Annotated in this window: 21 protein-coding genes; 5 read left to right on the forward strand and 16 right to left on the reverse strand. The window is 61.1% G+C overall.

The genetic code is table 11. The features are described 5' to 3' along the window. Window positions 1-52: 52 nt before the first annotated feature. The 9 genes from ACEN8Z_RS12345 to ACEN8Z_RS12385 all read right to left on the reverse strand — a co-directional run bounded on the left by ACEN8Z_RS12345 (window position 53) and on the right by ACEN8Z_RS12385 (window position 9,639). Window positions 53-1,366 carry a leucine-rich repeat-containing protein kinase family protein gene (locus ACEN8Z_RS12345; RefSeq protein ID WP_495597827.1) on the reverse strand — a complete coding sequence of 438 codons (1,314 nt, stop codon included), beginning with the start codon at window positions 1,364-1,366 and terminating at the stop codon, window positions 53-55. A 213-nt stretch (window positions 1,367-1,579) separates the two neighbouring features. After that, window positions 1,580-2,704 (reverse strand): cell division protein ZapE, encoded by a 1,125-nt coding sequence (gene zapE, locus ACEN8Z_RS12350; protein ID WP_495597828.1) that lies wholly within the window; start codon window positions 2,702-2,704, stop codon window positions 1,580-1,582. 266 nt (window positions 2,705-2,970) lie between these two features. Next, window positions 2,971-4,017 (reverse strand): ABC transporter substrate-binding protein, encoded by a 1,047-nt coding sequence (locus ACEN8Z_RS12355; protein WP_495597829.1) that lies wholly within the window; start codon window positions 4,015-4,017, stop codon window positions 2,971-2,973. An 18-nt stretch (window positions 4,018-4,035) separates the two neighbouring features. After that, window positions 4,036-5,151, reverse strand: coding sequence for an NAD(P)/FAD-dependent oxidoreductase (locus ACEN8Z_RS12360; RefSeq protein WP_495597830.1), 1,116 nt, complete (start codon window positions 5,149-5,151; stop codon window positions 4,036-4,038). Continuing rightward, window positions 5,148-6,503, reverse strand: a complete 1,356-nt coding sequence (locus ACEN8Z_RS12365) for an FAD/NAD(P)-dependent oxidoreductase (protein ID WP_495597831.1) — start codon at window positions 6,501-6,503, stop codon at window positions 5,148-5,150. The genes ACEN8Z_RS12360 and ACEN8Z_RS12365 overlap by 4 nt, the downstream gene beginning before the upstream one ends. A 145-nt stretch (window positions 6,504-6,648) precedes the next feature. Further along, window positions 6,649-6,939 (reverse strand): (2Fe-2S)-binding protein, encoded by a 291-nt coding sequence (locus ACEN8Z_RS12370; protein WP_095966538.1) that lies wholly within the window; start codon window positions 6,937-6,939, stop codon window positions 6,649-6,651. Window positions 6,940-6,946: 7 nt separating this feature from the next. Beyond that, complete coding sequence (locus ACEN8Z_RS12375; protein WP_007999512.1) at window positions 6,947-7,741, reverse strand: ABC transporter permease; 795 nt, start codon at window positions 7,739-7,741, stop codon at window positions 6,947-6,949. 6 nt (window positions 7,742-7,747) lie between these two features. Continuing rightward, entirely contained in the window at window positions 7,748-8,617 is an 870-nt protein-coding gene (locus tag ACEN8Z_RS12380) for an ABC transporter permease (RefSeq protein WP_007992817.1), read from the reverse strand. After that, window positions 8,614-9,639, reverse strand: coding sequence for an ABC transporter ATP-binding protein (locus ACEN8Z_RS12385; protein WP_495597832.1), 1,026 nt, complete (start codon window positions 9,637-9,639; stop codon window positions 8,614-8,616). Before ACEN8Z_RS12385 ends, ACEN8Z_RS12380 begins: the two co-directional genes overlap by 4 nt. 246 nt (window positions 9,640-9,885) lie before the next feature. Between ACEN8Z_RS12385 and ACEN8Z_RS12390 the strand changes: the two genes are divergently transcribed. Further along, on the forward strand, window positions 9,886-10,722 hold the full coding sequence (locus ACEN8Z_RS12390) for an IclR family transcriptional regulator (RefSeq protein ID WP_495597833.1): 837 nt from the start codon (window positions 9,886-9,888) through the stop codon (window positions 10,720-10,722). A 141-nt stretch (window positions 10,723-10,863) separates the two neighbouring features. On the opposite strand, the gene ACEN8Z_RS12395 is transcribed toward ACEN8Z_RS12390, so the two are convergent. Further along, window positions 10,864-11,616, reverse strand: coding sequence for an anti-sigma factor family protein (locus tag ACEN8Z_RS12395; RefSeq protein WP_495597834.1), 753 nt, complete (start codon window positions 11,614-11,616; stop codon window positions 10,864-10,866). Next, window positions 11,613-12,119, reverse strand: coding sequence for a sigma-70 family RNA polymerase sigma factor (locus ACEN8Z_RS12400; RefSeq protein ID WP_495597835.1), 507 nt, complete (start codon window positions 12,117-12,119; stop codon window positions 11,613-11,615). Before ACEN8Z_RS12400 ends, ACEN8Z_RS12395 begins: the two co-directional genes overlap by 4 nt. A 163-nt stretch (window positions 12,120-12,282) precedes the next feature. Here ACEN8Z_RS12400 and ACEN8Z_RS12405 point away from each other — a divergent pair, with 163 nt between their 5' ends. From ACEN8Z_RS12405 to ACEN8Z_RS12415, 3 genes are all read left to right on the forward strand, one after another. Next, window positions 12,283-13,368, forward strand: a complete 1,086-nt coding sequence (locus tag ACEN8Z_RS12405) for a catalase family peroxidase (RefSeq protein ID WP_495597836.1) — start codon at window positions 12,283-12,285, stop codon at window positions 13,366-13,368. Beyond that, window positions 13,365-13,910, forward strand: a complete 546-nt coding sequence (locus ACEN8Z_RS12410; RefSeq protein WP_495597837.1) for a cytochrome b — start codon at window positions 13,365-13,367, stop codon at window positions 13,908-13,910. The genes ACEN8Z_RS12405 and ACEN8Z_RS12410 overlap by 4 nt, the downstream gene beginning before the upstream one ends. A 167-nt stretch (window positions 13,911-14,077) precedes the next feature. Then, complete coding sequence (locus ACEN8Z_RS12415; protein ID WP_495597838.1) at window positions 14,078-15,430, forward strand: hypothetical protein; 1,353 nt, start codon at window positions 14,078-14,080, stop codon at window positions 15,428-15,430. Window positions 15,431-15,484: 54 nt separating this feature from the next. Here ACEN8Z_RS12415 and ACEN8Z_RS12420 read toward each other — a convergent pair whose 3' ends face one another. Together ACEN8Z_RS12420 and ACEN8Z_RS12425 are read right to left on the reverse strand one after the other, a co-directional pair. After that, window positions 15,485-16,636: a M14 family metallopeptidase gene (locus ACEN8Z_RS12420; protein ID WP_495597839.1), complete on the reverse strand. Its 1,152-nt coding sequence runs from the start codon at window positions 16,634-16,636 to the stop codon at window positions 15,485-15,487. Window positions 16,637-17,121: 485 nt separating this feature from the next. Further along, window positions 17,122-17,463, reverse strand: a complete 342-nt coding sequence (locus tag ACEN8Z_RS12425; protein WP_108230169.1) for a DUF6124 family protein — start codon at window positions 17,461-17,463, stop codon at window positions 17,122-17,124. Window positions 17,464-17,592: 129 nt separating this feature from the next. On the opposite strand from ACEN8Z_RS12425, the gene ACEN8Z_RS12430 reads away from it, so the two are divergent. Further along, complete coding sequence (locus tag ACEN8Z_RS12430) at window positions 17,593-18,240, forward strand: LexA family protein (RefSeq protein WP_108230168.1); 648 nt, start codon at window positions 17,593-17,595, stop codon at window positions 18,238-18,240. A 39-nt stretch (window positions 18,241-18,279) separates the two neighbouring features. On the opposite strand, the gene ACEN8Z_RS12435 is transcribed toward ACEN8Z_RS12430, so the two are convergent. The 3 genes from ACEN8Z_RS12435 to ACEN8Z_RS12445 all read right to left on the reverse strand — a co-directional run bounded on the left by ACEN8Z_RS12435 (window position 18,280) and on the right by ACEN8Z_RS12445 (window position 22,787). Next, window positions 18,280-20,235 carry an acetyl/propionyl/methylcrotonyl-CoA carboxylase subunit alpha gene (locus ACEN8Z_RS12435; RefSeq protein ID WP_495597840.1) on the reverse strand — a complete coding sequence of 652 codons (1,956 nt, stop codon included), beginning with the start codon at window positions 20,233-20,235 and terminating at the stop codon, window positions 18,280-18,282. Then, complete coding sequence (locus tag ACEN8Z_RS12440) at window positions 20,235-21,047, reverse strand: gamma-carboxygeranoyl-CoA hydratase (RefSeq protein WP_007999527.1); 813 nt, start codon at window positions 21,045-21,047, stop codon at window positions 20,235-20,237. The genes ACEN8Z_RS12435 and ACEN8Z_RS12440 overlap by 1 nt, the downstream gene beginning before the upstream one ends. Before the next feature lie 132 nt (window positions 21,048-21,179). Beyond that, window positions 21,180-22,787 (reverse strand): carboxyl transferase domain-containing protein, encoded by a 1,608-nt coding sequence (locus tag ACEN8Z_RS12445; protein ID WP_495597841.1) that lies wholly within the window; start codon window positions 22,785-22,787, stop codon window positions 21,180-21,182. Between the last annotated feature and the right edge of the window lie 7 nt (window positions 22,788-22,794).

The raw sequence follows: 22,794 nt of genomic DNA on the forward strand, positions 1-22,794 counted from the left end.
CGGGCGCGGTCTAATGTGGGAGCGAGCTTGCTCGCGATTGACCGCATAGCGGTCACAGACTTTCCAATTGCCGCAGGACTTCGCTGAACCCCGGCCGCGCCAGCACTTGCGGCTGACAGCAACGCCGCTCCAGATCTTCCAGCACTCCACGCCGTTCATCGCTCAACCCCGAGTCGATTCGCGCCAGTAACTCCCCCAACAACACCCCGAACGCCCGCACCTCGATCCGCTGCAAGGCACGGCTTTCAAGGCTGTCGGAAATCCCGTGGAACGACGCCGCGCCAAAGTCCCCCAGCAAGCAATCACCCTGTTCATTCCACAGAATATTGTGCCCGTAGAGGTCGCCGTGGGTGATGCCATGACCGTGCAGGTGCTCGGCCACCGAGGCAATCCCCGAGGCAATGCGTAGCGCCACCGTGGCACTCAAGCGCAAGTCGTCGGGGTAGATGTCGCGGCTGCACGACGCCAGGCTCGGCAGTGCGGCGAGGTTGCGGTAACTCGGTGCGATCAGTTGCATCACCAGCCCGGCGGTTTGCTGCGGGTGATCGACAATCCGCCCTTCGACGCGGATCAGGTTCGGGTGCAGGCCGGCGGTGATGCAGGCGTTCATCTCGTGCAGCGGTGAACCATCGCTGGTCATTTCACCCTTGTAGAGCTTCACCGCAACGGCCATGGTTGGCTGCTCAGCCGGTTGCCAAACAGCCTGATGGATCACCCCGGACGCACCTTCGCCGAGTTTTTTCTCCAGGCGTAATGTCGACCAGTCAATGCGCGGTGTCGCGTCGAGGGCCGTGGCATCGGCTTCGGTTTCCAGCGGGTTACCGGCATAGGCCAGCCAGGTCAGGCTCGGCAATTCCAGCAACCATTGCGGCAACCCGGTCAACTGGTTGGCGGCGATGCGGATCAGCTCCAGCCGATGACACTGACGCAACGACTCCGGCAGCGCGTGCAAACGGTTGCCGGCGAGCATGAGCTTTTGCAGGTATGGCCGCTCTCCCAACTCGCTCGGCAGCGTCTCGATGCAGTTGTCGGTCAGGATCAGCCAGCGCAGCAGCGGTGGTAGCGCCGCTGCGGGCACTTGGGCGATGCGGTTGGCCTTGAAGCCGATCATCGTCAGAGCGGCGCATTGGCCCAGGCAGGCCGGCAACTCGGTGAAGCGGTTATCGGAACAGAACAGCACGCGCAAACGGGTCAGGCGATGCAAGTCCTCGGGCAGGGCGCTCAACGCATTGCCGCTGAGGTTGAGCACTTCCAGCGAGTCCGCCAGATCGAAAATCTCCCGAGGGAATTCGGTGAGGCCGTCGACCAGATCCAGCCGCGTGATGCCCGACAACTCGCCGGCACGCAATTGAGCAAGGGTATGCATGAACAGATTCGCCATTAACCAAGGGGAGGGCGCGTGGCCCTGGAAATGGGCGACATGATAGCGGGAAAGATGTGGCGACTGTCAGGCCGCTTTCGCGAGCAAGCTCGCTCCCATACTGGATTTTTGTCGTGGCACAGATCCAATGTGGGAGTGGCGGTGCGACGATTCGACTTGCTCGCGAAGAGGCCCTTCAATACAACAAAAAAACAACGATCAGGCCGGCTCGCTGACTTCCACCAGTTGCCCCAATCGACTGCGGGTGCGTGCCAGGTCAATGGCATCGCCGTCCAGGCTTTCGCGCAAGGCGTGCTGCCCGAGCAGCGTCAGGTGCTTGTCCTGGTCGTAGAGCACGTCGATGAGGTTGATGAAACGCTGCTGGGCGGCAATCGAGCATTCACCGAGCCGCGGCAGGTCATCGATGATCCAGCTATCGAAGCGGCGGCACAGCTCCAGGTAATCCATCACGGCCACAGGCTGGTCGCACAGGTCGGCGAAAGTAAAACCGATGCGGCGCTCATCGCACAAACGCGCCTGGAAGTGTCGGGTGCCCACGGGGAGCGACAGCGGCGGGGCACCGCGATCCGGCAGATTCAATGAGTGCCGCTGCAGCGCGCTGGCCGGCCACACATAACGGCCTTGGGTGAACAGCTGTTGCGTGTGGCTGCGGACCTGGCTGCGATAATCGTGCGGCCCGCCGACTTCCATCACCTGCATGCGCGCATTGATCAAGTCGATCACCGGTTTGAAGCGGGCGTGGTACAGCGGATTGGGCAACAGGCCTGCGGGCGGGTAGTTGGAGGTGACCAGCAACAGGATGCCACGCTGGAACAGTGCCTTGAACAACCGGGTGATGAGCATCGCATCGCCGATGTCGTGTACATGGAACTCATCGAAACACAGCACCCGGCAATCCCTGAGCAGTTCATCGAGGGTGACCGCCAGGGCGTCGGCCTGTTCGCGGTGCTTGAACATGCCCTGGTGCAGTTGGGCGAAAAATTGATGGAAGTGCAGGCGTTGTTTTTGCGCCACGGGAACGGCCCGGAAAAAACCGTCGAGCAGCCAGCTCTTGCCGCGTCCCACGGCACCATGCAGGTAAAGGCCGGGAAGGGATTTCGTCGAAGCACCCATCAGCATGCAGGCATGCCGGGCCATGCAGTCGATCACGCGTCGTTGGCTGTGGCTGAGGGTGTAGCCCCGGGAATGGGCCTGGTGGCGAAAGTAGTCGTGGATAACCTCGCCCGCCTCGGCGCTGCCGGCGGCCGGTGCCTTGCCGAGAAGGCGACGCAACGATTGCCAGCGCGATTTGATTCGCGAACGATTGGGCGGTCGAACGGCCACTGAGATGTCACCTCTGGTGTGCGGGCATGCTCCCCGAGCTGCGGCGCCATAGTGTAACCAGAGCAGGGAATTTGCTTCCAGTTGTGTCAGTGCGCGTCGGAGCGGTTCCGACCGGTCACTTGGAAGGGCCTGTAGGAGCGAGCTTGCTCGCGAAAAACTCTGGATAGCGCGGGCACTCAGGCAGCACGCGTTATCGTTGACGTCCATCGCGAGCAAGCTCGCTCCTACAGGGGGCGTCGTTTGTGAAGCGCAGTCGTGTCAGTCGCCTATCGCTCGATACTCCGATTCCACCGTGCATTCCACGCAGGGCGCTGTTCGTTGACCTGATCCCAATCCACCGCGATTGCGGTCTCCAGGTATTGTTTCATCGCTTCGACCTGCCCACGGGTTCGTTCGGAGGTCGGGGTATTGGGGTTGGAAGGAATCTGGTCGCCGTCCTCAAGCGCGGCGGCCTGGGCTTCGGGGGTGAGCAGGAACGCGGCGAGTTTTTGCGCCAGTTGCGGTTGCGTGTTGTTGGCGATGGCGCATTCAGCGACGTTGAGCACCACGGCGCCTTCCTTCGGTTGTGCGTATTCCACTGGCATGCCCTTGAGCTTCAGGGCGGTGACCTGGGTCGGTGTCAGCGGAAACAGCGCCGCCTCGTCGGTCTGGAGCATTTCGGAAATCTTCGCCGAACTCGGGATGTATTCCAGTACGTTGCGCCCAACTGTGTTCGGCCAGGCCTTGAACCCCGGATCGACGTTGGTTTCGCTGCCGCCCTGGATCCGGTTGAACATCAGGAAACCGTGCAGGCCGAAGGTGGAGGAGGCCATCGACTGGAACACCAGTTTGTCCTTGAAGCGCGGGTCAGCCATGTCCATCCACGAGGTCGGCGCGCTCCAGCCTTTCTCCTTGAACAAGCGTGTGTTGTAGGCCAGCCCGGTGACGCCGAGACTGACGGCCACCGCTTCATCCTTGATCCGCCCCTTGGCGGGAATCTGCGCGAGGGCCGGGTTGTCTTCGAGTTTGTCGCACAGGCCCATGGCGATGGCGCGGTACATGATGCCGTCGTCGAGGAACATCACATGCATCTGCGGGTTGTCCTTGCTGGCCTGGACCTTGGCCAGGATATCGGCGGAGGTCCCGGGCACGATCACCACTTTGACGTTGTTGGCCTTCTCGAAGGCCGGCAGTACCTTGTCGGCGTAAAGCCGCTCCATGGTCCCGCCGTTCATGCCCAGGTAAAGCGTCGGTTCGGCGTGGGCCTGGGTGATGGTGAGCAGGGCGCTCAAGCAGGACAAACCGAGCAGTGCGTTGCGTTTGAGGTTTTTCATTGGCGCGACCTTCCTCTATCAAACTACGGAGATGGAGTGAAACCGGGTGATGGAAAACGCATCCAGCGACGTCTTTGACGCGCCGCTACAGATGATCTCGGTGAGCGCCTGGCCCACCGCCGGGCCGATCTGGAAACCGGCGCCGGCAAAGCCGAACGCATGCAACAGACCGGGCTGGGTACGGCTGTGGCCGATCACCGGCTGGCGATCAGGCAGGTAACCCTCGGTGCCGCTCCAGGTACGAATCGCCTGGGCACCTTCAAGAAACGGATACAGCTCAACGGCCTGGCGCAGGATTTCCAGCACGGCGCCTTGACCGGGGCGGGCGCGGGCGTCGTCCAGGGCAAAACCCTGGCCGCCACCCAACACGCAATTGCCGCGGGCGACCTGTCGCGCGTAGATGCCGCCACCCTCGACGCCGGTGCTGGCATCCATCACCAAGGGCAGGGGTTCGGTGACCAGCATTGCCGGGTGCCCGGAATGCATCGGCACCGGTTCGCCGAATTGCGCGGCGATGCTGCCCGCCCAAGCCCCGGCGCAGTTCAGCAGCCAGGGGGCGTGCAACCGCAGGCCGTTTTGCGTGCGTACGCAAAAGCGCTGGCCGTCGTGTTCCACGGCGGTGACCGTGCATTGCTCATGTACCTGCACACCGTGGCGCCGCGCCGCCCGGGCGAACGCAGGGGACACCAGACGCGGATTGGCGTGACCGTCATCCGGGCAATACGAGGCGCCCACCGCGACGTCTCCCACCCATGGAAAACGGCTGCGCAGCTCGGTGCGGTCAAGCACCTGCAAGTCGAGGCCGAAGCCCTGGCTGCTGGCAGCGTAGTCTTGCAGGGCACGCAAATCGTCTGTACTGCGGGCGAGTTTCAGGTGGCCGCTGCGTTGATATTCGCCGTCGATGCCAATCAATTGCGGCAGCTGCGCCCAGATGGCGTGGGCACGTTGCGACAGCGGCAATTGTGACAACGGTCGGCCCTGGCGGCGGACGCCACCGTAGTTGACGCCGCTGGAATGCGAACCGCAGAAGTCCCGCTCCAGCAGCGCCACGCGATGCCCGGCCTTGCCGAGAAACAGCGCCGCCGAAGCACCGACAATACCGCCGCCGATGATCACTGCGTCGACTTCGATCATGCGTCGATCTCCAGGCCAAAGGGCAACGGCTTGATGGGGGCCTGGGCGCGCAGCCGGCCAATGTCGGACACAGCGCGCTGGCTTTCGCAGGCGATGATCTCCGCTGCCGCCGCGCCGCACATCCGCCCCTGACAGCGGCCCATGCCGACCCGGCAATGGGCCTTGACCCGATTTATTTCCCAGTGACCCTCACGCACCACTTCACGAATATCGCCGGCGCGGACTTCTTCGCAGCGGCAGACCATCACGTCATCGGCGATGCCGGCGGCCCAGTTCTCGGGAAAGGCGAAGGCGCGTTCCAGGCCCTGACGAAAATCGCCGATGCGTTCCAGCACCTGTTCAAGCTGTGTGGCGCGCTGCGTCGGGATCAGGAAGCCGATGTCTTCGAGCAACGCCAATGCGGCGAGTTCGCCGGCCACTTCCGCGGCGTCGGCGCCCATGATCCCGGCGCCGTCACCGGCCAGGTATACCTCGGCGACGCTGCTGCGCCCGGCGCGATCGCGTTGTGGGAGCCAGGCGCGATTGAGCGGGTTCCAGGCAAATTCGCAGCCGAGCAGGTCGGCGAGCTGGGTTTCGCTGCGCAGGCCGTGGGCGAAGGCGACGGCATCGCAGTTCAGTCGATGTTCGCCCTTTGCGTCGGACCAGATCAGCGCCTGCACTCGTTGTTCGCCCTCGATGTGTTTCAAGGTTGCACCCTGATGCACCGGGATGCCGTGGGCGGTCAGCCAGCCACGGTAATAGATACCTTTGGCCAGTGTGGCCGGTTGCGAAAGCAGGCCGGGCAGGGCGCGAGCCTGGGCGCTGAAGGGGGAGCTGTCGAGTACCGCGACCACCTTGGCGCCAGCCTTGGCGTATTGATACGCGACCAGGTACAGCAGCGGGCCACTGCCGGCGAACACCACGCGCTCGCCGATGGCGCAACCCTGAAACTTCAAGGCGATTTGCGCCGCGCCGAGGCTGTAGACCCCGGGTAGCGTCCAGCCCGGCACCGGCAAAATCCGGTCGGTGGCGCCGGTGGCGACGATCACCCGGGAAAATTCCAGTCGTGCGGCACGTCCGTCCTGCAAGGTGTCGAGGGCGCCGCCCTCGGCATTCCACACCAGGGTTTCAGGGCGGTAATCGAGCTGTTCGCGCAACTCGTCGATGGTCTGGTGCAACGCACTGGCCTTGCGCGCTTCGAAGCCATACAGCTTGACTGGCGAACGCTTGAAGTTGGCCGGTTGACGCCGATAAATCTGTCCGCCACCGCGTGCAGCTTCGTCCAGCAGCACCGGGGGAACGCCGTGGGCGACCAGGGTTTGCGCCGCGCGAATTCCGGCAGGGCCGGCGCCGATGATGACGACGGATTTCATGCGCACCTCGGCTGCTGTGCTTTTGTGGGAGCGGGCTTGCTCCCGAAGACGGCGACACATGCAGCTGAGATGTTGACTGGCAGGCCGCTTTCGCGAGCAAGCGCGCTCCCACAGGGGATTCGGTTTCTGCAGTTGGAATGGGTGTTCATATCGATCGCCCCGGTTCGCGGTTGATGTGTTGCCCGGCTTCCAGCAACGTCGAGCACGCACGTACCCGGCGACCATCGCCCAGGCGCACCCAGCAGTCCTGGCAGGCGCCCATCAGGCAGAAGCCGGCGCGGGGTTCGGCGCTGAAGTCGCTGCCGCGCAGGTGATCGCTGCAGGTCAGCACCGCAGTCAGCACGGTGTCGCCGAGCAAGCCGCTGGCCGGTTGGCCGTCGAGCGTAAAGTCCAGGACCGGGCGGTCGCCTTCGGCCAGTCGTTTCAGCAGAGCCATGGCGTCCTCATTGTTTGCCCACCAGAACCCGATCCAGGCCATAGACCCGGTCGAGCAGAATCATGGTCAGCGCGGTCAGCGCGATGACCAGCGCCGACACCGCCGCCATCATCGGATCGATGGATTCGGTGGCGTAGACGTACATGCGTACCGGCAGGGTTTGCGTGGCCGGCGAGGTGACGAAGATCGACAGGGTGACTTCGTCGAAACTGTTGATGAATGCCAGCAGCCAGCCACCGGCGACCCCCGGCAGGATCATCGGCAAAGTGATCTGCCGGAACAGCGTGAAACGCCCGGCACCCAAGGATTGCGCGGCGTGTTCGGCGCTGCGATCCAGGCCGATGGCCGACGCCAGCACCAGGCGCAGCACATACGGCGTGATCACCAACACGTGAGCGAAGATCAGCCAGGCGAAGCTGCCGTTGACCCCTATCAGCGCAAACAAACGCAACAGCGCCACACCCAGTACCAGGTGCGGAATGATGATTGGCGACAGAAACAGCCCGTTGAAAAAGTCCCGACCAGGGAATTCGAAGCGGGTGATCGCCAGCGCCGCCGGCACGGCAATCAGCGTCGCCAGACTGGCCGCGCTGAACGCCAGAATCAGGCTGTTGTAGAAGGCATCGACAAAGTCGGCGCGCTCGAACACGGCCCGGAACCAGCGCAGGGAAAACTCGGTGGTCGGCAGGCTCAGGGTGTTCTCCGGAGTGAAGGCCACCAGGCACACCACCATCAGCGGTGCGAGCATGAACAGCACCACCAGGGTGTGAAACAGCAGGGCGAAAGAACCGTTCCTGGACATGACGAATTATCCCAATGACTTCTTGTAGCGGCCTTCGATCATGCGGTTCCACGACAGCATGATCAGCAGGTTGATGAGCAGCAGAGCCACGGCGATAGCCGCGCCCATGGGCCAATTGAGTTCCGACAGGTACTGGTCGTAGATCAGCGTGGCGACCATCTTCAGGCGACGTCCGCCGAGCAGGCCGGGAATGGCGAAGGAGCTGGCGGCGAGGCCGAACACGATCAGGGTGCCGGACAGGATGCCGGGCATGATCTGCGGCAATACCACCTGGCGAATCACCGTGAAGTGACCGGCGCCCAGCGACAGCGCGGCTTGTTCGGCGGCCGGGTCGAGTTTCTGCAGCGAGGTCCACACCGGAATGATCATGAACGGCAGCATCACGTGAACCAACGCAATCACCACTGCGAACGGCGTGTAGAGCAGCTTCATCGGCGAGCCACCGAAGGCTTGCAGGGTCTGGTTGACCAGACCGTCGGCGCCGAGCAGCAGGCTCCAGCCGAAAGCGCGTACTACGACCGAGATCAGTAGCGGAGTGAGGATCAGGATCAAAAAAATCGAACGCCACGGCGCACCCATGCGGCTGAGGATGTACGCCTCGGGAACTCCGATCAGCACGCAGAGCAATGTGGTGAGGGCGCTGATCCACAGGGTGCGCAGAAAGATCTCGTAGAAGTACGGATCGCCCAGCAGGCTGCCGTAGTGTTCGACGGTGTAGGCGTCGCCCTTGATCCCCGAGCCGTAGTCGAAGACGTTGAACGACAGCAGCAGCGTCAGCATCAGCGGGATCACCAGCAGGCTGACATACAACGCCAGGGCAGGTGCCGACAGCAGGTAACCCTGACGCCCCAGGCGAATGGCGGCGAGTGCACTCATGCCGTCACCTCGTCGACGCTCAGTACCCGCAACAGCGCCACGTCCCAGTCAAGGCCGACCGCCGTGCCTTCGCTCAATGGTGCCGAGCCGTCGTTGCGGCGCACCACGCAGAGTTCGCCCAGGGTCGTCGACACACCGTACAGCCATTGGCTGCCGAGGAAGAAACGGCTGCTGACCTTGCCTTGCAGGCGACCCACGCCAGCCTCGCGCAGATCGATTTTCTCCGGACGCAGGCTCAGGGTCAGGTCGCCATCGCCACGTCCGCACACCTGAACCACACCGGCCGTGTCGCGTTCACCGGGCAGCAGGTTGGCTTTGCCGACGAACCCGGAAATGAACTCGGTACGCGGGTGTTCGTAGAGGGTGTAGGGCGCGTCGATCTGGGTGATGCGTCCGGCCTGCATCACCACCACGCGGTCGCTGATCGACAGGGCTTCGGACTGGTCGTGGGTGACCATCAGCGTGGTGATGCCGACCTCACGCTGGATGCGGCGGATCTCGAACTGCATCTCTTCGCGCAGATTGGCGTCGAGGTTGGACAGCGGTTCATCGAGCAGCAGCACCGGTGGCTGGATCACCAATGCCCGAGCGAGGGCTACACGCTGACGCTGGCCGCCGGACAGCTCCCGTGGGTAGCGCTCTGCGTGCTGGTGCAGGCGTACCAGTTTCAGTACCCGCTCAACCCGCTGCTGGATCTCGGCATTGGGCACCTTGCGCATGCGCAGGCCGAAGGCGACGTTGTCCTTGACGGTCATGTGCGGGAACAGCGCGTAACTCTGGAACACCACGCCCAGGCCACGGCTGGCGGGCTTGGCATGGGTGATGTCACGACCGTCCAGGACGATACGCCCGCTGGTGACTTCAACGAACCCGGCGATCATTTGCAGGGTGGTGGTTTTACCGCATCCGGAAGGGCCGAGCAGGGAAACGAATTCGCCTTTCTCCACCGAGAGGTCGGTGGCGACCACGGCGTCGATTTCACCGTAGCGTTTGCCGAGTTTTTCAAGTTGCACAAAAGCCATGACTGCGCCTCCACCTGAGATTGTTATGCGTCGCCCGAAGGCGCGCTTTTTTGTATGGGCAGATACGAAAAAATGTTTCCGGGGTGCGTTGGCGCTCGACTTGAGTCGGCTGCCGCTGTTGTTCGAATCGCCCCTGTCTGGACGCAGATTAGGACGAAGACTAGGATGGGCTCAATGGCCTATTTCACTGAAGCGATGACTATTTTCAGTTTCATTCGGTGAGTAAATTAATCGTCGAGAAAATCCATGTCTGATTCCACTGAGCGGAATGAAAATAAAAATGACGTCGGTGTCGGCGCCGTCTCACGACTGTTTGCGGTGCTGCGTGCGTTGGGCGATACCGTCGAGGGCGGGGAGCGCGTGACGCAACTGGCGCAACACATCGGTTTGTCGCAACCGACCACCCACCGCTTGCTGCGCAACCTGATGGACGAGGGCATGGTCGAGCAGGACGCGCGCAGCAAACGCTATCGACTGAGCCTGGACTTTTTCGCCCTGGCCGCCCGCGCGGGCAACAGCGGCAACCTGCGCGAACTGGTGCGCCCGGCGCTGCTGCGGCTATCGGCGTCGCTGGGCGATTCCTTGTTTCTGCTGGCGCGCAGCGGCTTCGATGCGATCTGCCTGGACCGCAGCGAAGGGCCGTTTCCGATTCGTACCTTCACCGGCGATATCGGCGGACGCGTGGCTCTGGGCGTGGGGCAGGGCAGCCTGGCGATCCTGGCGTTTCTGCCGGAAGAGGAGCGCGACACGGTGATCCATTACAACCTGCCGCGGCTGAAGGACTTCCATTTGTATGACGAGGTGTTCCTGCGCTCGGAAGTCGAGAACGTGCGCAAGCTCGGTTACGCCGGGCGCAACACCGGTGTGCTGCAGGGTATGGCCGGGGTGGCGGTGCCGATTCTCGATCGTGAGGGTCGGGCGGTGGCGGCGTTGAGCGTGGCGACCGTGAGTGACCGCCTGGGGCCGGATCGTTTGCCGACGGTGGTGGAGATGCTCAAGCGCGAAGCGGCGTTGATCGGGCCGCGGATCAATCCGTTCGATCCGCTGCTGCGCCGGCCTTCTCAAGTGTTTGGACAGGGGTGAGTCACCACAGATCCCCTGTGGGAGCGGGCTTGCTCGCGAAGGCGGTGTATCAGTCGACATTCATTTATCTGATACACCGCCTTCGCGAGCAAGCCCTCTCCCACAATAGAACAGTGTTCCATTCATGTTCTGTGGGGGTGATTAGAACTGAGCGGTCTGCCTCAGCATCTGCGCCGCCGGCGTATCCGCCGGGCTGACCATCGCATAGTTGTAACCGCCCCCCGACCAATACTCGGCCTGCAAGTCGCCATCACTGCGACTGCCTCTTGGCAACATGAAGTTTTTCGGTCCCGGTGGGCGCACGTAGAAGCTGATTTTCTGCCCGCCCTGATTCTCGTAGACCACCATTGCCGCCGGCCCTTGTTCGGTGCTGAGCAAGCGCCCGCTGGCCGGTTTGAAGCCTGCCCCCGACAGGTCAGGCAAGCGATTGGCCTGGGTGAAATAACGGTCGAGCCAGCCCTGCATGTCGCCGTCGTCGCTGGCCTTGTAGTCGGCTGGCAGGATCCCTTGCTGGGCAATCAGACGATAGGCCTGCAGCGCATCGGTCATCGGCAGCTGTGCACCTGTGAAGGTCATCTCACGAGCCTGCCAGCCACTGAAGCCGCCGATGCTGACCGCGATCAGCAACACGGCCGCGCTGGCCAGATGTCGCCGCGATTGGCGTTTCAGGCGTTGGCGAATCATGGCCGGATCGAGTTCCGGATTGGCCGGTTGTTGCAACACGCCACTCAGGGCCGCGCGCAGTTGCTGGGCATCTTGCTGCCAGGCCCGCACTTGGTCGGCAACCTCCGGATTACTTGTGAGAAAAGTCTCCACCAGACGTCGGTCGTCCTCGCTGAGTTGGTGGTCGACGTAGGCGTGAAAGTCACGCTCGCTTGGGGGCATGCTGATCATTTGAGTCTCCGCAGAGCAGGGCGGGTGATTTCGCCTTCACTGAGTTGGCGCAGGGCCTGGCGGGCCCGGGACAGGCGGGACATCACGGTGCCGGTGGGTACGTCGAGAATCTCGGCGACCTCTTTGTAGCTCAAGCCTTCCACCGACACCCAGAGTAGAAGCGCGCGTTGTTCGGTGGGCAGTTGATCGAAGGCGTTGAGGGTGGATTGTGCAATCACGGAGCGCTCCACCGAGGGCTGTGCATCATCACGGCCGGTGAAGAATTCGAGCATGCGCGTGTAGCGCCGGGAGCGGCGGTGCGCATCGAGAAACTGCCGATAGAGAATCGAGAACAGCCAGGCGCGCAAATCACCGTCGGCACGTTTGTCGCCCCAACTCGACAGCGCACGCTCCAGACTGGCCTGTACCAGATCGTCGGCGCTGCTGGAGTTGCGCGTCAACGACACAGCAAATCGCCGCAATCCGGGAATAATTTCTCTCAGTTGTTCGTCGATATCGTTCATGAAGTTCTGGCTAGTCACTACGCTGGACTGTGGACTAGGAAGACGCCCGGCACCCGAGGTTATTCCACGCCTGAAAAAATAAATACCGCGCGCTGGAATAAACCTGTGTGTGGTTCGTCTGCTTGATTCTTCTCACTTGTGGCCGATGGCCCTGGAGTCTTTCATGGTAGATCGATCATCACCGCCATCCCGGCCACCCTTGAGTGCGGCGAGCCTGACGTTGCGTCTGGCTGGCATTGCCGTGGTCGTTGCCGCAGTGGCCGGGGCGTTTGCCTACGTCAATGGCACCTTCGACCCACAGCGCCTGACCCCGAAGAAACTCATCAATGTGCTGGAAACCAACAACGGCGTGCATCCGGGTTTCCGTCGCAACCATTCCAAAGGCGTGTGCGTGATCGGGCATTTCGAGAGCAGTGGAGAGGTACGTAGTTATTCCACCGCTCAAGTGTTCAACGAAGCGCGGACGCCGGTGGTCGGACGTTTCGCCTTGCCCGCTGGCAATCCATACGCGCCGGACAGTGCCGTGCCGATCCGCAGCATGGCCTTGCGTTTTACTCAGGCCAACGGCCAGCAGTGGCGCACCGGGATGAACAGCATGCCGGTGTTCCCGGTGGGCACGCCCGAGGCGTTCTATCAATTGCAAAAAGCCCAGTCGCCAGACCCGGCCACCGGCAAACCGGACCCAAAGGCCGTGCCGGCGTTCTTTGCTTCACACCCGGAAGCCGCACCGTTCCTGGCCTGGATCAAAACCGCCAAACCGTCGGCCAGTTACGTGACCGAAAACTACAACAGCGTCAATGCGTTCTACCTGGTCAATGCGGCCGGCCAACGCCAGGCCGTGCGCTGGAACATGGTGCCACTGGCCCAGGACGCACCGGGGGCCACAGCACCGGAGGGCAGTGATTTCCTGGAGAAAGACCTGGTTCAGCGAATCGCCGCAGGCCCGTTGCGCTGGCAGTTGAACATCACCCTGGCCAACCCTGGCGATCCGGTCAACGACGCCAGCAAGGCCTGGCCCGAAGGGCGCAAGGTGTTGAACGCTGGCACTCTGGTGCTTGAAAAGGCTCAGCCGCAACTCAACGGCGAATGCCGTGACATCAACTACGACCCGCTGGTGTTGCCTGCCGGGATCGAAGGTTCCGACGACCCGCTGCTCGCCGCTCGTTCAGCCGGTTACGCCAATTCCTACCTGCGTCGCACCAGCGAAGTCAGCCAGTTGCCCGCCGCCAAACAGGAGACCCGGCAATGAGCACCCAACCGAACCACTTCGCCCCGCTGGCGCGCCTGCTGCACTGGCTGATGGCGCTGATGATCATCGCCATGCTGTTTATCGGCGCCGGCATGGCTGCCTCGGTGTCCGAGCGTCATGAATGGCTGATTCATTTGCACAAACCCTTGGGCATCGCGATTTTGCTGTTGGTGATCGTGCGGCTGGTGGTGCGCTTTTCCACCACGCAGCCACCGCTGCCGGCGGACCTGCCGGGTTGGCAAGCGCTGGCGGCCAAGGCGTCGCATGTGTTGCTGTACGCCTTGATGCTGGTCTTGCCGCTGCTGGGTTGGGCGATGATTTCGGCATCGGGTGAACCGGTGATGCTCAGCAGTTCGCTGCAATTGCCGTCGATTGTGCCGGCGAACGCGCAGGTGTTTGCGTTTTTGCGCAAAGCACATGGGTATCTGGCGTATCTGCTGTTTCTGACCGTGTTGCTGCATTTGGCGGCAGCGCTGTTTCATGGCTGGGTGCGGCGAGATGAAGTGCTGGACAGCATATTGCGGGGTAAGGATCGAAGTTGATTTCGCAGGACTGTGGTTTGGCTTTTGTCACACAGTGATCTCCTGCCCACCTGTCAACTCTGACAGTTTCGCTGATCTGAAAAAGCACGTTCAATGCTCGAGGACGGCAGTGGTCCCAAAGGGGGCCAGTCAAACAGCACTGATCGTGCCATTCAGGGAGACGAGCCATGTTCAAGACTGCAGGTGTGCGTTCCAAACGACGCGCCTTTTCCGGGCTGTCGTTAGTGTGTCTGGCTGTGATACTCGGTGCCTGTACGCATCCGCCGACGACTGATTCCGGGGAATCGAAAAGCCGGGTTGTCGAGAATGTTGCCAGTAAGTCGACAGCTGAGTTGTATGCGGATTTGATTGCGCCGGCGGTTTTCGAACGCTCAAGTTCAAAGGTTATTGATGGTTATACCGTCGAGAGTGGCAAGCTGCGTATGCCGGATAAGTCTGAGGGTTCATTGGTCACGGTTCGTTCGGCTGACGGAAGCTTGACAGCATTAATCAATAAGCCGGGACAATTCGGTTCTTTACATGTTGATAGTAAGGGGATAAGTCATTTTATTCCGGAGCCTGAGGTTAATACCGATATTGAAGACGCTGCCCCCAATCCGAGTGAACAGGTCGCTACTGCACCTGTGGGTTCAACTCAAGCAGAGCACTTTGTTGTAGATGTACTGATGGGGTATTCCAAGGCAGGGGTTATTAGAGCGGGTGGCGATGCGTATGCAGATGCATTAGCCAAGATAGAGTTGGTTAATATGATGTTGCGCAACTCATTGGTGGACAACGTTTCATTGAGACTGGTTGGTATTCAGGTAGTTGAAGATGATTATCCTATTACAACTGAAACCCTTGGGAAATTACGTACAATTTTTGCCGAGGGTATGGCCAGGTTTCAGCCGGATGTTACGTACGGTAATTTTGCTTATATTGTGCCGGGAGGGGCAATCGGATGGGGATGGAGACCAGGTGGCTCTGCGATAGGTGTATCGAGTAGCGCTTCGACATTCGCTCACGAGATTGGCCACAACGCGGGCAGTAGTCACTGCAACGTTGACGGCGTGAATAACTATCATTTTGGATATTTTAATGGGAAGTCGCGAAGTATCTTATGTCACGGTCCAAATTCAATTTATTATTCGACACCGGCCGTCATGGATCAGTATGGTTTGCCGTTAGGGAATACTGTAATCGCCGATACAGCGCGTGTATGGCGCGAAAATGCTGTGCGGCTATCCTCTTACGCTCCCCCCCAATCCCCACCAACGGCGCCAGTAAACTTTGCCAAAGCGGGTTCAACCGCTAACACAATTACTTTTAGCTGGAACGCGTCACCTAAAGCAGTTCGATATGAAATATACAGTGTGAAAGTTGCTGAGGGTCTGGGCCCTTTGCCAGAAAAAATTGGAGACAGTACGGGGTTAACCTTTACCGCAACCAATATCTATGGTGAGGCCCTGTACTTCGTTAAGGCTGTCAGCTTTACTGAACTGGTTTCACTGCCGAGCAAATCCGTTGTTACAACGCCATAAATGCTCAAGTGAGCGACGTGGCCTGTTGTCAGGCCACGTCGCTATGTAGTCGAATTAGCGCAAGATGTCGACCATATCGGCAATGGTGGTCAACACATCCTTGCCCAACTGTTTCGAACGCTTACCCGACCAACCGGTTTCCGCGTTCGGGTGGTCGTCGTGGTCCTTGAAGGGCATTTCCAGGGTCAGCGACAGGCAGTCGTACTTCTGCCCAACGCTGTTGCAGGCCAGCGTCATGTTGGCCTGGCCCGGTTCGTCGCGGGTGTAGCCGTGCTTGGTCTGGAAGTCTTTGGTGGTGTGTTTCAGATGGCTGCGGAAGTGTTCTTCGAGCTTTTCGATCCGGGGTGTGTAGCCTGGATTACCTTCGCAACCGGCGGTGAATACGTGAGGAATTTCCTCATCACCATGGATGTCGAGGAACAGGTCGACGCCGTACTTTTCCATCTGCTGCTGTACGAACAGGACTTCCGGACTGATTTCCTGGCTGGCGCTCTGCCAGGCGCGATTGAGGTCCTGGCCCATGGCGTTGGTGCGCAGGTGGCCGTGGAAAGCACCATCCGGGTTCATGTTCGGCACCAGGTACAGGTCGGCGCTGGCCAGCAGTTTGTTCAGTACAGGGTCGTCGTGTTTTTCCAGGCGCTCGATCACGCCTTCCATGAACCACTCGGCCATGTGCTCGCCCGGATGTTGCTGGGCAATCATCCACACCTTGCGTCGACCTTCGGCCCCGGTGCCTTTGCGCAACAACTGGATGTCGCGGCCTTCGACGCTCTTGCCGGTGGCCAGCAGTTCGGTGCCGGTCTTGGTTAGCGCCTGCTCGATCAGCCAGTCGTGACGGCCACGGCTGTAGGGTTCGAAGTAGGCGAACCAGGCATGGGTCTGCTCGGCTTCGAGGCTGAAACGCAGGCAGTCGCCTTCGAAAATGGTGGGTACGCGGAACCAGTTGACGTGATCGTAGGACGCCACCGCCTGATAGCCGGTCCAGGCCTTGTTGTAGGAGGATTGGCTTGCATTGTTCAGGCGAAACCAATGCTCCTGGCCGACGTGCAGGCCGCTGGCCTTGAAGTGGAACCACTGGAAATGGGCGCTGCGTGTGTCCGGGCGAATGGCCAGAAGCGGTTTGAGCGGATCGCTGATGTCGATGACCTGGATGTTGCCGCTGTCGAAGTTGGCACTGATGTCGAAAGAGGATTTAGCCACGCTCATAATCGGGTCCTGAATATGATTTTTATGGCGGCTACTTTACACGCAAGAGTGGGGTGAAACCGAGGGAAATTGCGGGGTGCAGAGGTGGGGGCGTCCTCCTTGACGCTGCCGCAGCTTAGAGACAGTGCGATTGATTCTCAAGTGCTATCTGTCGCTGGTTTCAACCCATGATGCCGGGCTTCTCTTGCCAACCGACATTCTTTTGATATTATCCGCGCCTTCGAATTTGCAGCACCCAAAGACTTCATTAGCCTGAAGCCAAAGCCAGAAAAACTGGCAAAAAAAAGACCCGGCAAAAAGCCGGGTCAAAAACCGTGATTAGCCTGATGAGGAGATAGTCCAGGAGACCGACCTAAGGTCACCTGGTCCATCGACTGATCTCGCGATCAGTCGATGCAATAATAATCATTCTCGTTTGCAAGTCAAACGTTTTTACCTTTGCGACAGGAAAGTTCTTTCCTGTCTTCTCGATCTGCGTTCTCACCTCAACCGTTTTCATACTTCTCCAGCGATCGATCGACCATCGCCTTGGCCATGTCGATCATGTGCACCGTCGAAAACGCCAGGTCGCGGCTTGCGCCTTGCAGGTGACTGGCTGACTCGTAAGCGGTGGCGGCAGCACAGCGCAACAGGTCCAAGGCATGGACCAGTGCCTCTTCGCCGCTGATATTGCGGTTCACATCAAAAAAACGCGACTCGACCACTTCCTCTGAAACAGCTGGTTTCAAGTAATAGTCCAGCGCGCGTTGCGCCGCCGCCGAGTCCAGGGGCGAGGTGAGGGTGGTGTCGATGTGCATGTCCGGCAGGTCATTGGTGGGTTGGCTCATGGCGATAGCAAGCTCCGTGTTAGATTCAGATCCGTGAATTGATCCTAATACGAACTGTATTTGTGACGAGTATTTAAATACTACAATTTGTGTTTTGATGGCCGGAGTCGCCCACGTATCGTGCCGCACATGGATAAATGGATTGAATTGGTCAAGGCCAAGATGAGTGAACTCAAAATCACTCAAGAGATACTCGCCGAGCGCCTCGGGATGTCCCAGGGCGGCATTGGCCACTGGCTCAACAAACGTCGTGAACCCGGCATCGAAGACATGAACCGTGTCTTGCGGGCACTGGGCCTTGAGTTTCTCGAAGTGGCGCTGGTGATCCGGGAACCCCAGGCGTCAACCGACGACGAAATCCCTCTGACACAGAAGTACAACCCGTACTTCCGCTACCCGGTCAGTGGCTGGCGCGAACCTGCCGAAGTGCGCGACGGCGAGGTCCCGGTGTACGGCAAGGAGCGCTATGAACTGTCCGATTACCACGCCCGGGGGCCGGCATTCTGGTTGAGGGTGGCAGGCGATGCGATGACCGCACCCAATGGCATCAGCATTCCGGAAGGCATGTTGATCCTGGTGGACCCGGCGGTGGAAGCGGTGCCTGGCAAACTGGTCATTGCCCAGTGGCCGGACAGCGCCGAAGCCACGTTCCGCAAGCTCATCGAAGAGGGCGGGCAGCGTTATCTGGTCCCGCTCAATCCGACGTATCCGAAAGCCTTGTACGCCGAAGAATGTCGAATCATCGGCGTAGTGGTTCAGGCAACAGCCAGGTTCTGATCAGATCGGTCCTTGCGATGCGTAGGACCGATCTTCATTTCACGCTTCTTCCAGTTCGACGAGCGCACTGCCTTCGCTGACCATCTCGCCTTCCTGGCAATACAGCGCCTTGATCACCCCGGCATGGGGCGCGCGAATGCTGTGCTCCATCTTCATCGCTTCCAGCACCACCAATTGCGCTCCGGCTTCGACCGATTGTCCGGCCTCCACCAGCACGCGGACGATGCTGCCGTTCATGGGGGCGGTCAGCCCGCCATGATGGCTGTGGCTGGCCTCGACGGCGCTGATCGGGTCGTAAGACTCGATGCGACGCAACTCGCCATCCCACTGCAAATACACATGTTCGCCACGGCGTATTGCCCGGTGTTGACGGCGCACGCCAGCCTGCTCGGTCAGCAGCTGCTCGCCCTTGAGCCGAGCGCTGTGGGCATTGATGTCGCCGAGCGTCAACGCCTGGTCCTGGCCTTCACAACTCAGGTGAAGGGTGATTTCTCTCGGCAAGCCGGCACGCAACCCACTATGCGCTGCCCATGGCGAACTCGGGTCATCGGCGCGGGTTGCAGGCGGCTGGCTCTGGGCAAACGCCTGGGCGGCGGCTTGCCAGAAATCATCGCTGAGTTGCGCTGGCGTCGGCAGCAACTGTTCCTGATAGCGCGGAATGAAGCCGGTATCGAGCTCGGCAGCGGCGAACGCAGGGTGACCGATGATGCGCCGCAGAAAATTGATGTTGGTCTTCAACCCGCCAATGGCGAATTCGTCGAGCATGCTCAGCAGGCGCAAACGCGCCTGTTCACGGTCTTCGCCCCAGGCAATCAACTTGCCGAGCATCGGGTCGTAGAACGGCGAGATCTCGTCGCCTTCTTCAACACCGCTGTCCACTCGACGCCCTGGCCCCTGCGTGGATTCGCGATACAACTCCAGTCGACCGGTCGCTGGCAGGAAATCATTGCCCGGGTCTTCGGCATACAGCCGCACTTCGATTGCATGACCCACCAGCGGCACCTGATCCTGCGTCATCGGCAATGCTTCGCCGCGGGCCACGCGAATCTGCCAGGCCACCAGGTCGAGGCCGGTAATGGCCTCGGTGACCGGGTGTTCGACTTGCAGGCGGGTGTTCATCTCCATGAAGAAGAACTCGCCCCGCGCATCCAGCAGAAACTCCACGGTGCCGGCACCGACATAACCGATGGCCTGCGCCGAACGCACGGCGGCCTCACCCATGGCACGCCGCAGCTCCGGGGTCAGGCCAGGTGCCGGCGCTTCTTCGACGACTTTCTGGTGCCGCCGCTGAATCGAGCAGTCGCGTTCGTTGAGGTACAGGCAATTGCCGTGTTGATCGGCGAACACCTGGATTTCCACGTGACGTGGCTTGAGCAGGTATTTCTCCACCAGCATCCGCGAATCGCCGAACGACGATTGCGCTTCACGCTGGGCCGAGGCCAGGGCTTCGGCCAGTTGGCTGACGTCCTCGACCACTTTCATGCCTTTGCCGCCGCCACCCGCAGTGGCCTTGAGCAGTACCGGGTAGCCGATGCGTTCGCAGGCGTCGCGGAAGGTTTCGAGGTCCTGGGCTTCGCCGTGATAACCGGGCACCAGCGGCACGCCAGCGGTTTCCATCAAGGCTTTGGCGGCGGACTTGCTGCCCATGGCGTCGATGGCCGAGGCGGGCGGGCCAAGGAATATCAGGCCGGCGTTTTCGATGGCGCGGGCGAATCCGGCGTTCTCCGACAGAAAGCCGTAGCCGGGGTGAATCGCCTGGGCGCCGCTGGCCTTGGCGGCGGCGATCAGTTTGTCGATCTGCAGATAGCTGTCGGCGGCTTTGCTGCCACCGAGATCGACACGAATGTCAGCTTCGCGGCTGTGCCGGGCGTCACGGTCGGTGGCGCTGTGTACGGCCACGGTGGTCAGGCCCAGCGCCTTGGCGGTACGCATCACCCGGCAAGCGATTTCGCCACGGTTGGCCACCAGCAGGGTGGTGAGGACAGGTGCGCTCATCAGCGGGGCTCCTTGGTGGTTTCAGCTTGCCAGCTCGGTGGACGTTTTTGCAGGAAAGCACGCAAGCCTTCCTGGCCTTCGGGGCTGACGCGGATGCGGGCGATGGCGTTTTCGGTGTAGCGGCGCAATGCCGGGGTCAGTGAGCCGTCACCGACTTCGCGCAACAGATCCTTGCTGGCGCGCATCGCTGCCGGACTATTGAGTAGCAGATTGTCGATCCACTGCCCGACTTTCTGTTCCAGTTCGGCACTTGCATAGCTCTCCGACAACAATCCGATTTCCCGTGCCCGTTGCCCGCCGAAGCGCTCAGCGGTCAAGGCATAGCGACGTGTCGCGCGCTCGCCAATGGCTTGCACCACGAACGGGCTGATCACCGCCGGCGCCAGGCCGATGCGCACTTCCGACAGGCAGAACTGCGCGTCATCGGCACCGATGGCCATGTCGCAGCAACTGATCAGGCCCAATGCGCCACCAAAAGCTGCGCCTTGCACCACTGCCAGGGTCGGAATTTTCAGTTTGGCCAGGTTGTACATCAACTCCGCCAGTTCCCGGGCGTCATCGAGGTTGGTGGCGTAATCGAGTTCGGCCGATTGCTGCATCCAGGCCAGGTCGGCGCCGGCGCTGAAATGCTTGCCACGGCCGCGCACGATCAAAAATCGCAGGCTGGCATCGCTAGCGACTTTGTCGAGGGCGAGGATCAGCTCGCGGATCATTTCGGCATTGAAGGCGTTGTTCTTTTCTTCACGGCTGAGCCAGAGAGTCGCAAAACCCCTTGGATCGCTCAGCAGTTCGAGGGTGTTGAAGTCGCTCATATTCGTCCGTCTCCACGGCTCTTGTGTAGGAGCGAGCTTGCTCGCGATGGGCTACAGGGCGGCGCGTTTTTCAGAAAACACGCGTTATCGTTAACGTCCATCGCGAGCAAGCTCGCTCCTACAACAAAAAAATCACATCCGGAACACGCCGAAGCGGCTCGGTTCGATTGGCGCGTTCAACGACGCGGACAAGGCCAGTGCCAGTACGTCGCGGGTCTGGGCCGGGTCGATGACACCGTCGTCCCACAGGCGCGCGCTGGAATAGTAGGGGTGACCCTGTTCCTCGTACTGGTCAAGGATCGGCTGCTTGATCTCGGCTTCCTGCTCGGCACTGAAACCCTGGCCGCTGCGTTCGGCCTGTTCGCGCTTGACCTGCACCAGCACGCCGGCCGCCTGTTCGGCACCCATCACACCGATGCGTGCGTTCGGCCACATCCACAGGAATCGCGGATCGTAGGCGCGGCCGCACATGCCGTAGTTACCGGCACCGAAACTGCCGCCGATGATCACGGTGAATTTCGGCACCTTGGCGCAGGCCACGGCAGTCACCAGTTTTGCGCCGTGCTTGGCGATGCCGCCAGCCTCGTACTTCTGGCCGACCATGAAACCGGTGATGTTCTGCAGGAACAGCAGCGGGATGCCGCGCTGGCACGCCAGTTCGATGAAGTGCGCGCCTTTCTGCGCCGCTTCAGCGAAGAGGATGCCGTTGTTGGCAAGGATCGCGATCGGGTAACCGTGCAGGTGGGCAAAACCGCACACCAGTGTGGTGCCAAACAGCGCCTTGAACTCGTCGAACACCGAACCGTCCACCAACCGCGCAATGACTTCGCGCACGTCAAACGGTTGCTTGGCGTCGGCCGGGACCACGCCGTACAGCTCGTCGCTGCTGTAGAGCGGGGCGACCGGAGCGCGTTGCTGAACCTCACCCAGCTTGCGCCAGTTGAGGTTGGCGACACTGCGGCGTGCCAGGGCCAGGGCGTGTTCGTCGCTCTCGGCGTAATGGTCAGCTACACCGGAAATCTTGCAGTGCACATCGGCCCCGCCGAGGTCTTCGGCGCTGACCACTTCACCGGTCGCGGCCTTCACCAGCGGCGGGCCGGCGAGGAAGATCGTCGCCTGCTCGCGGACCATGATCGCTTCGTCGGCCATCGCCGGTACATACGCGCCGCCAGCGGTGCAGGAACCCATGACCACGGCAATCTGCGGAATGCCCAGGGCGCTCATGTTGGCCTGGTTGAAAAAGATCCGGCCGAAGTGTTCGCGGTCCGGAAACACTTCATCCTGACGCGGCAGGTTGGCACCGCCGGAGTCCACCAGATAGATGCACGGCAGGCGATTCTGCTGGGCGATGGTCTGTGCGCGCAGGTGTTTTTTCACCGTCAGCGGGTAGTACGACCCACCTTTCACGGTGGCATCGTTGGCGACGATCATGCATTCGACGCCTTCCACACGGCCGATCCCGGCAATCACGCCCGCCGCCGGAACATCCTCGCCATACACTGCGTAAGCCGCCAGTTGGCTGATTTCCAGAAACGGTGAGCCCGAATCCAGCAAACGGTTGATGCGCTCGCGAGGCAGCAATTTACCCCGCGAGGTGTGGCGTTCCTGAGCCTTCGGCCCGCCACCCTGCGCCACTTGGGCGAGCAGGGTGTGCAGGGCGTCGACCTGTTTGAGCATCGCCGCGCTGTTGGTGGCGAACTCCGCTGAACGGGGGTTGAGCTGGGTATGCAGGGTAGCCATGGACAGC

It is taken from the genome of Pseudomonas sp. Pseusp10 (genome assembly GCF_059492225.1).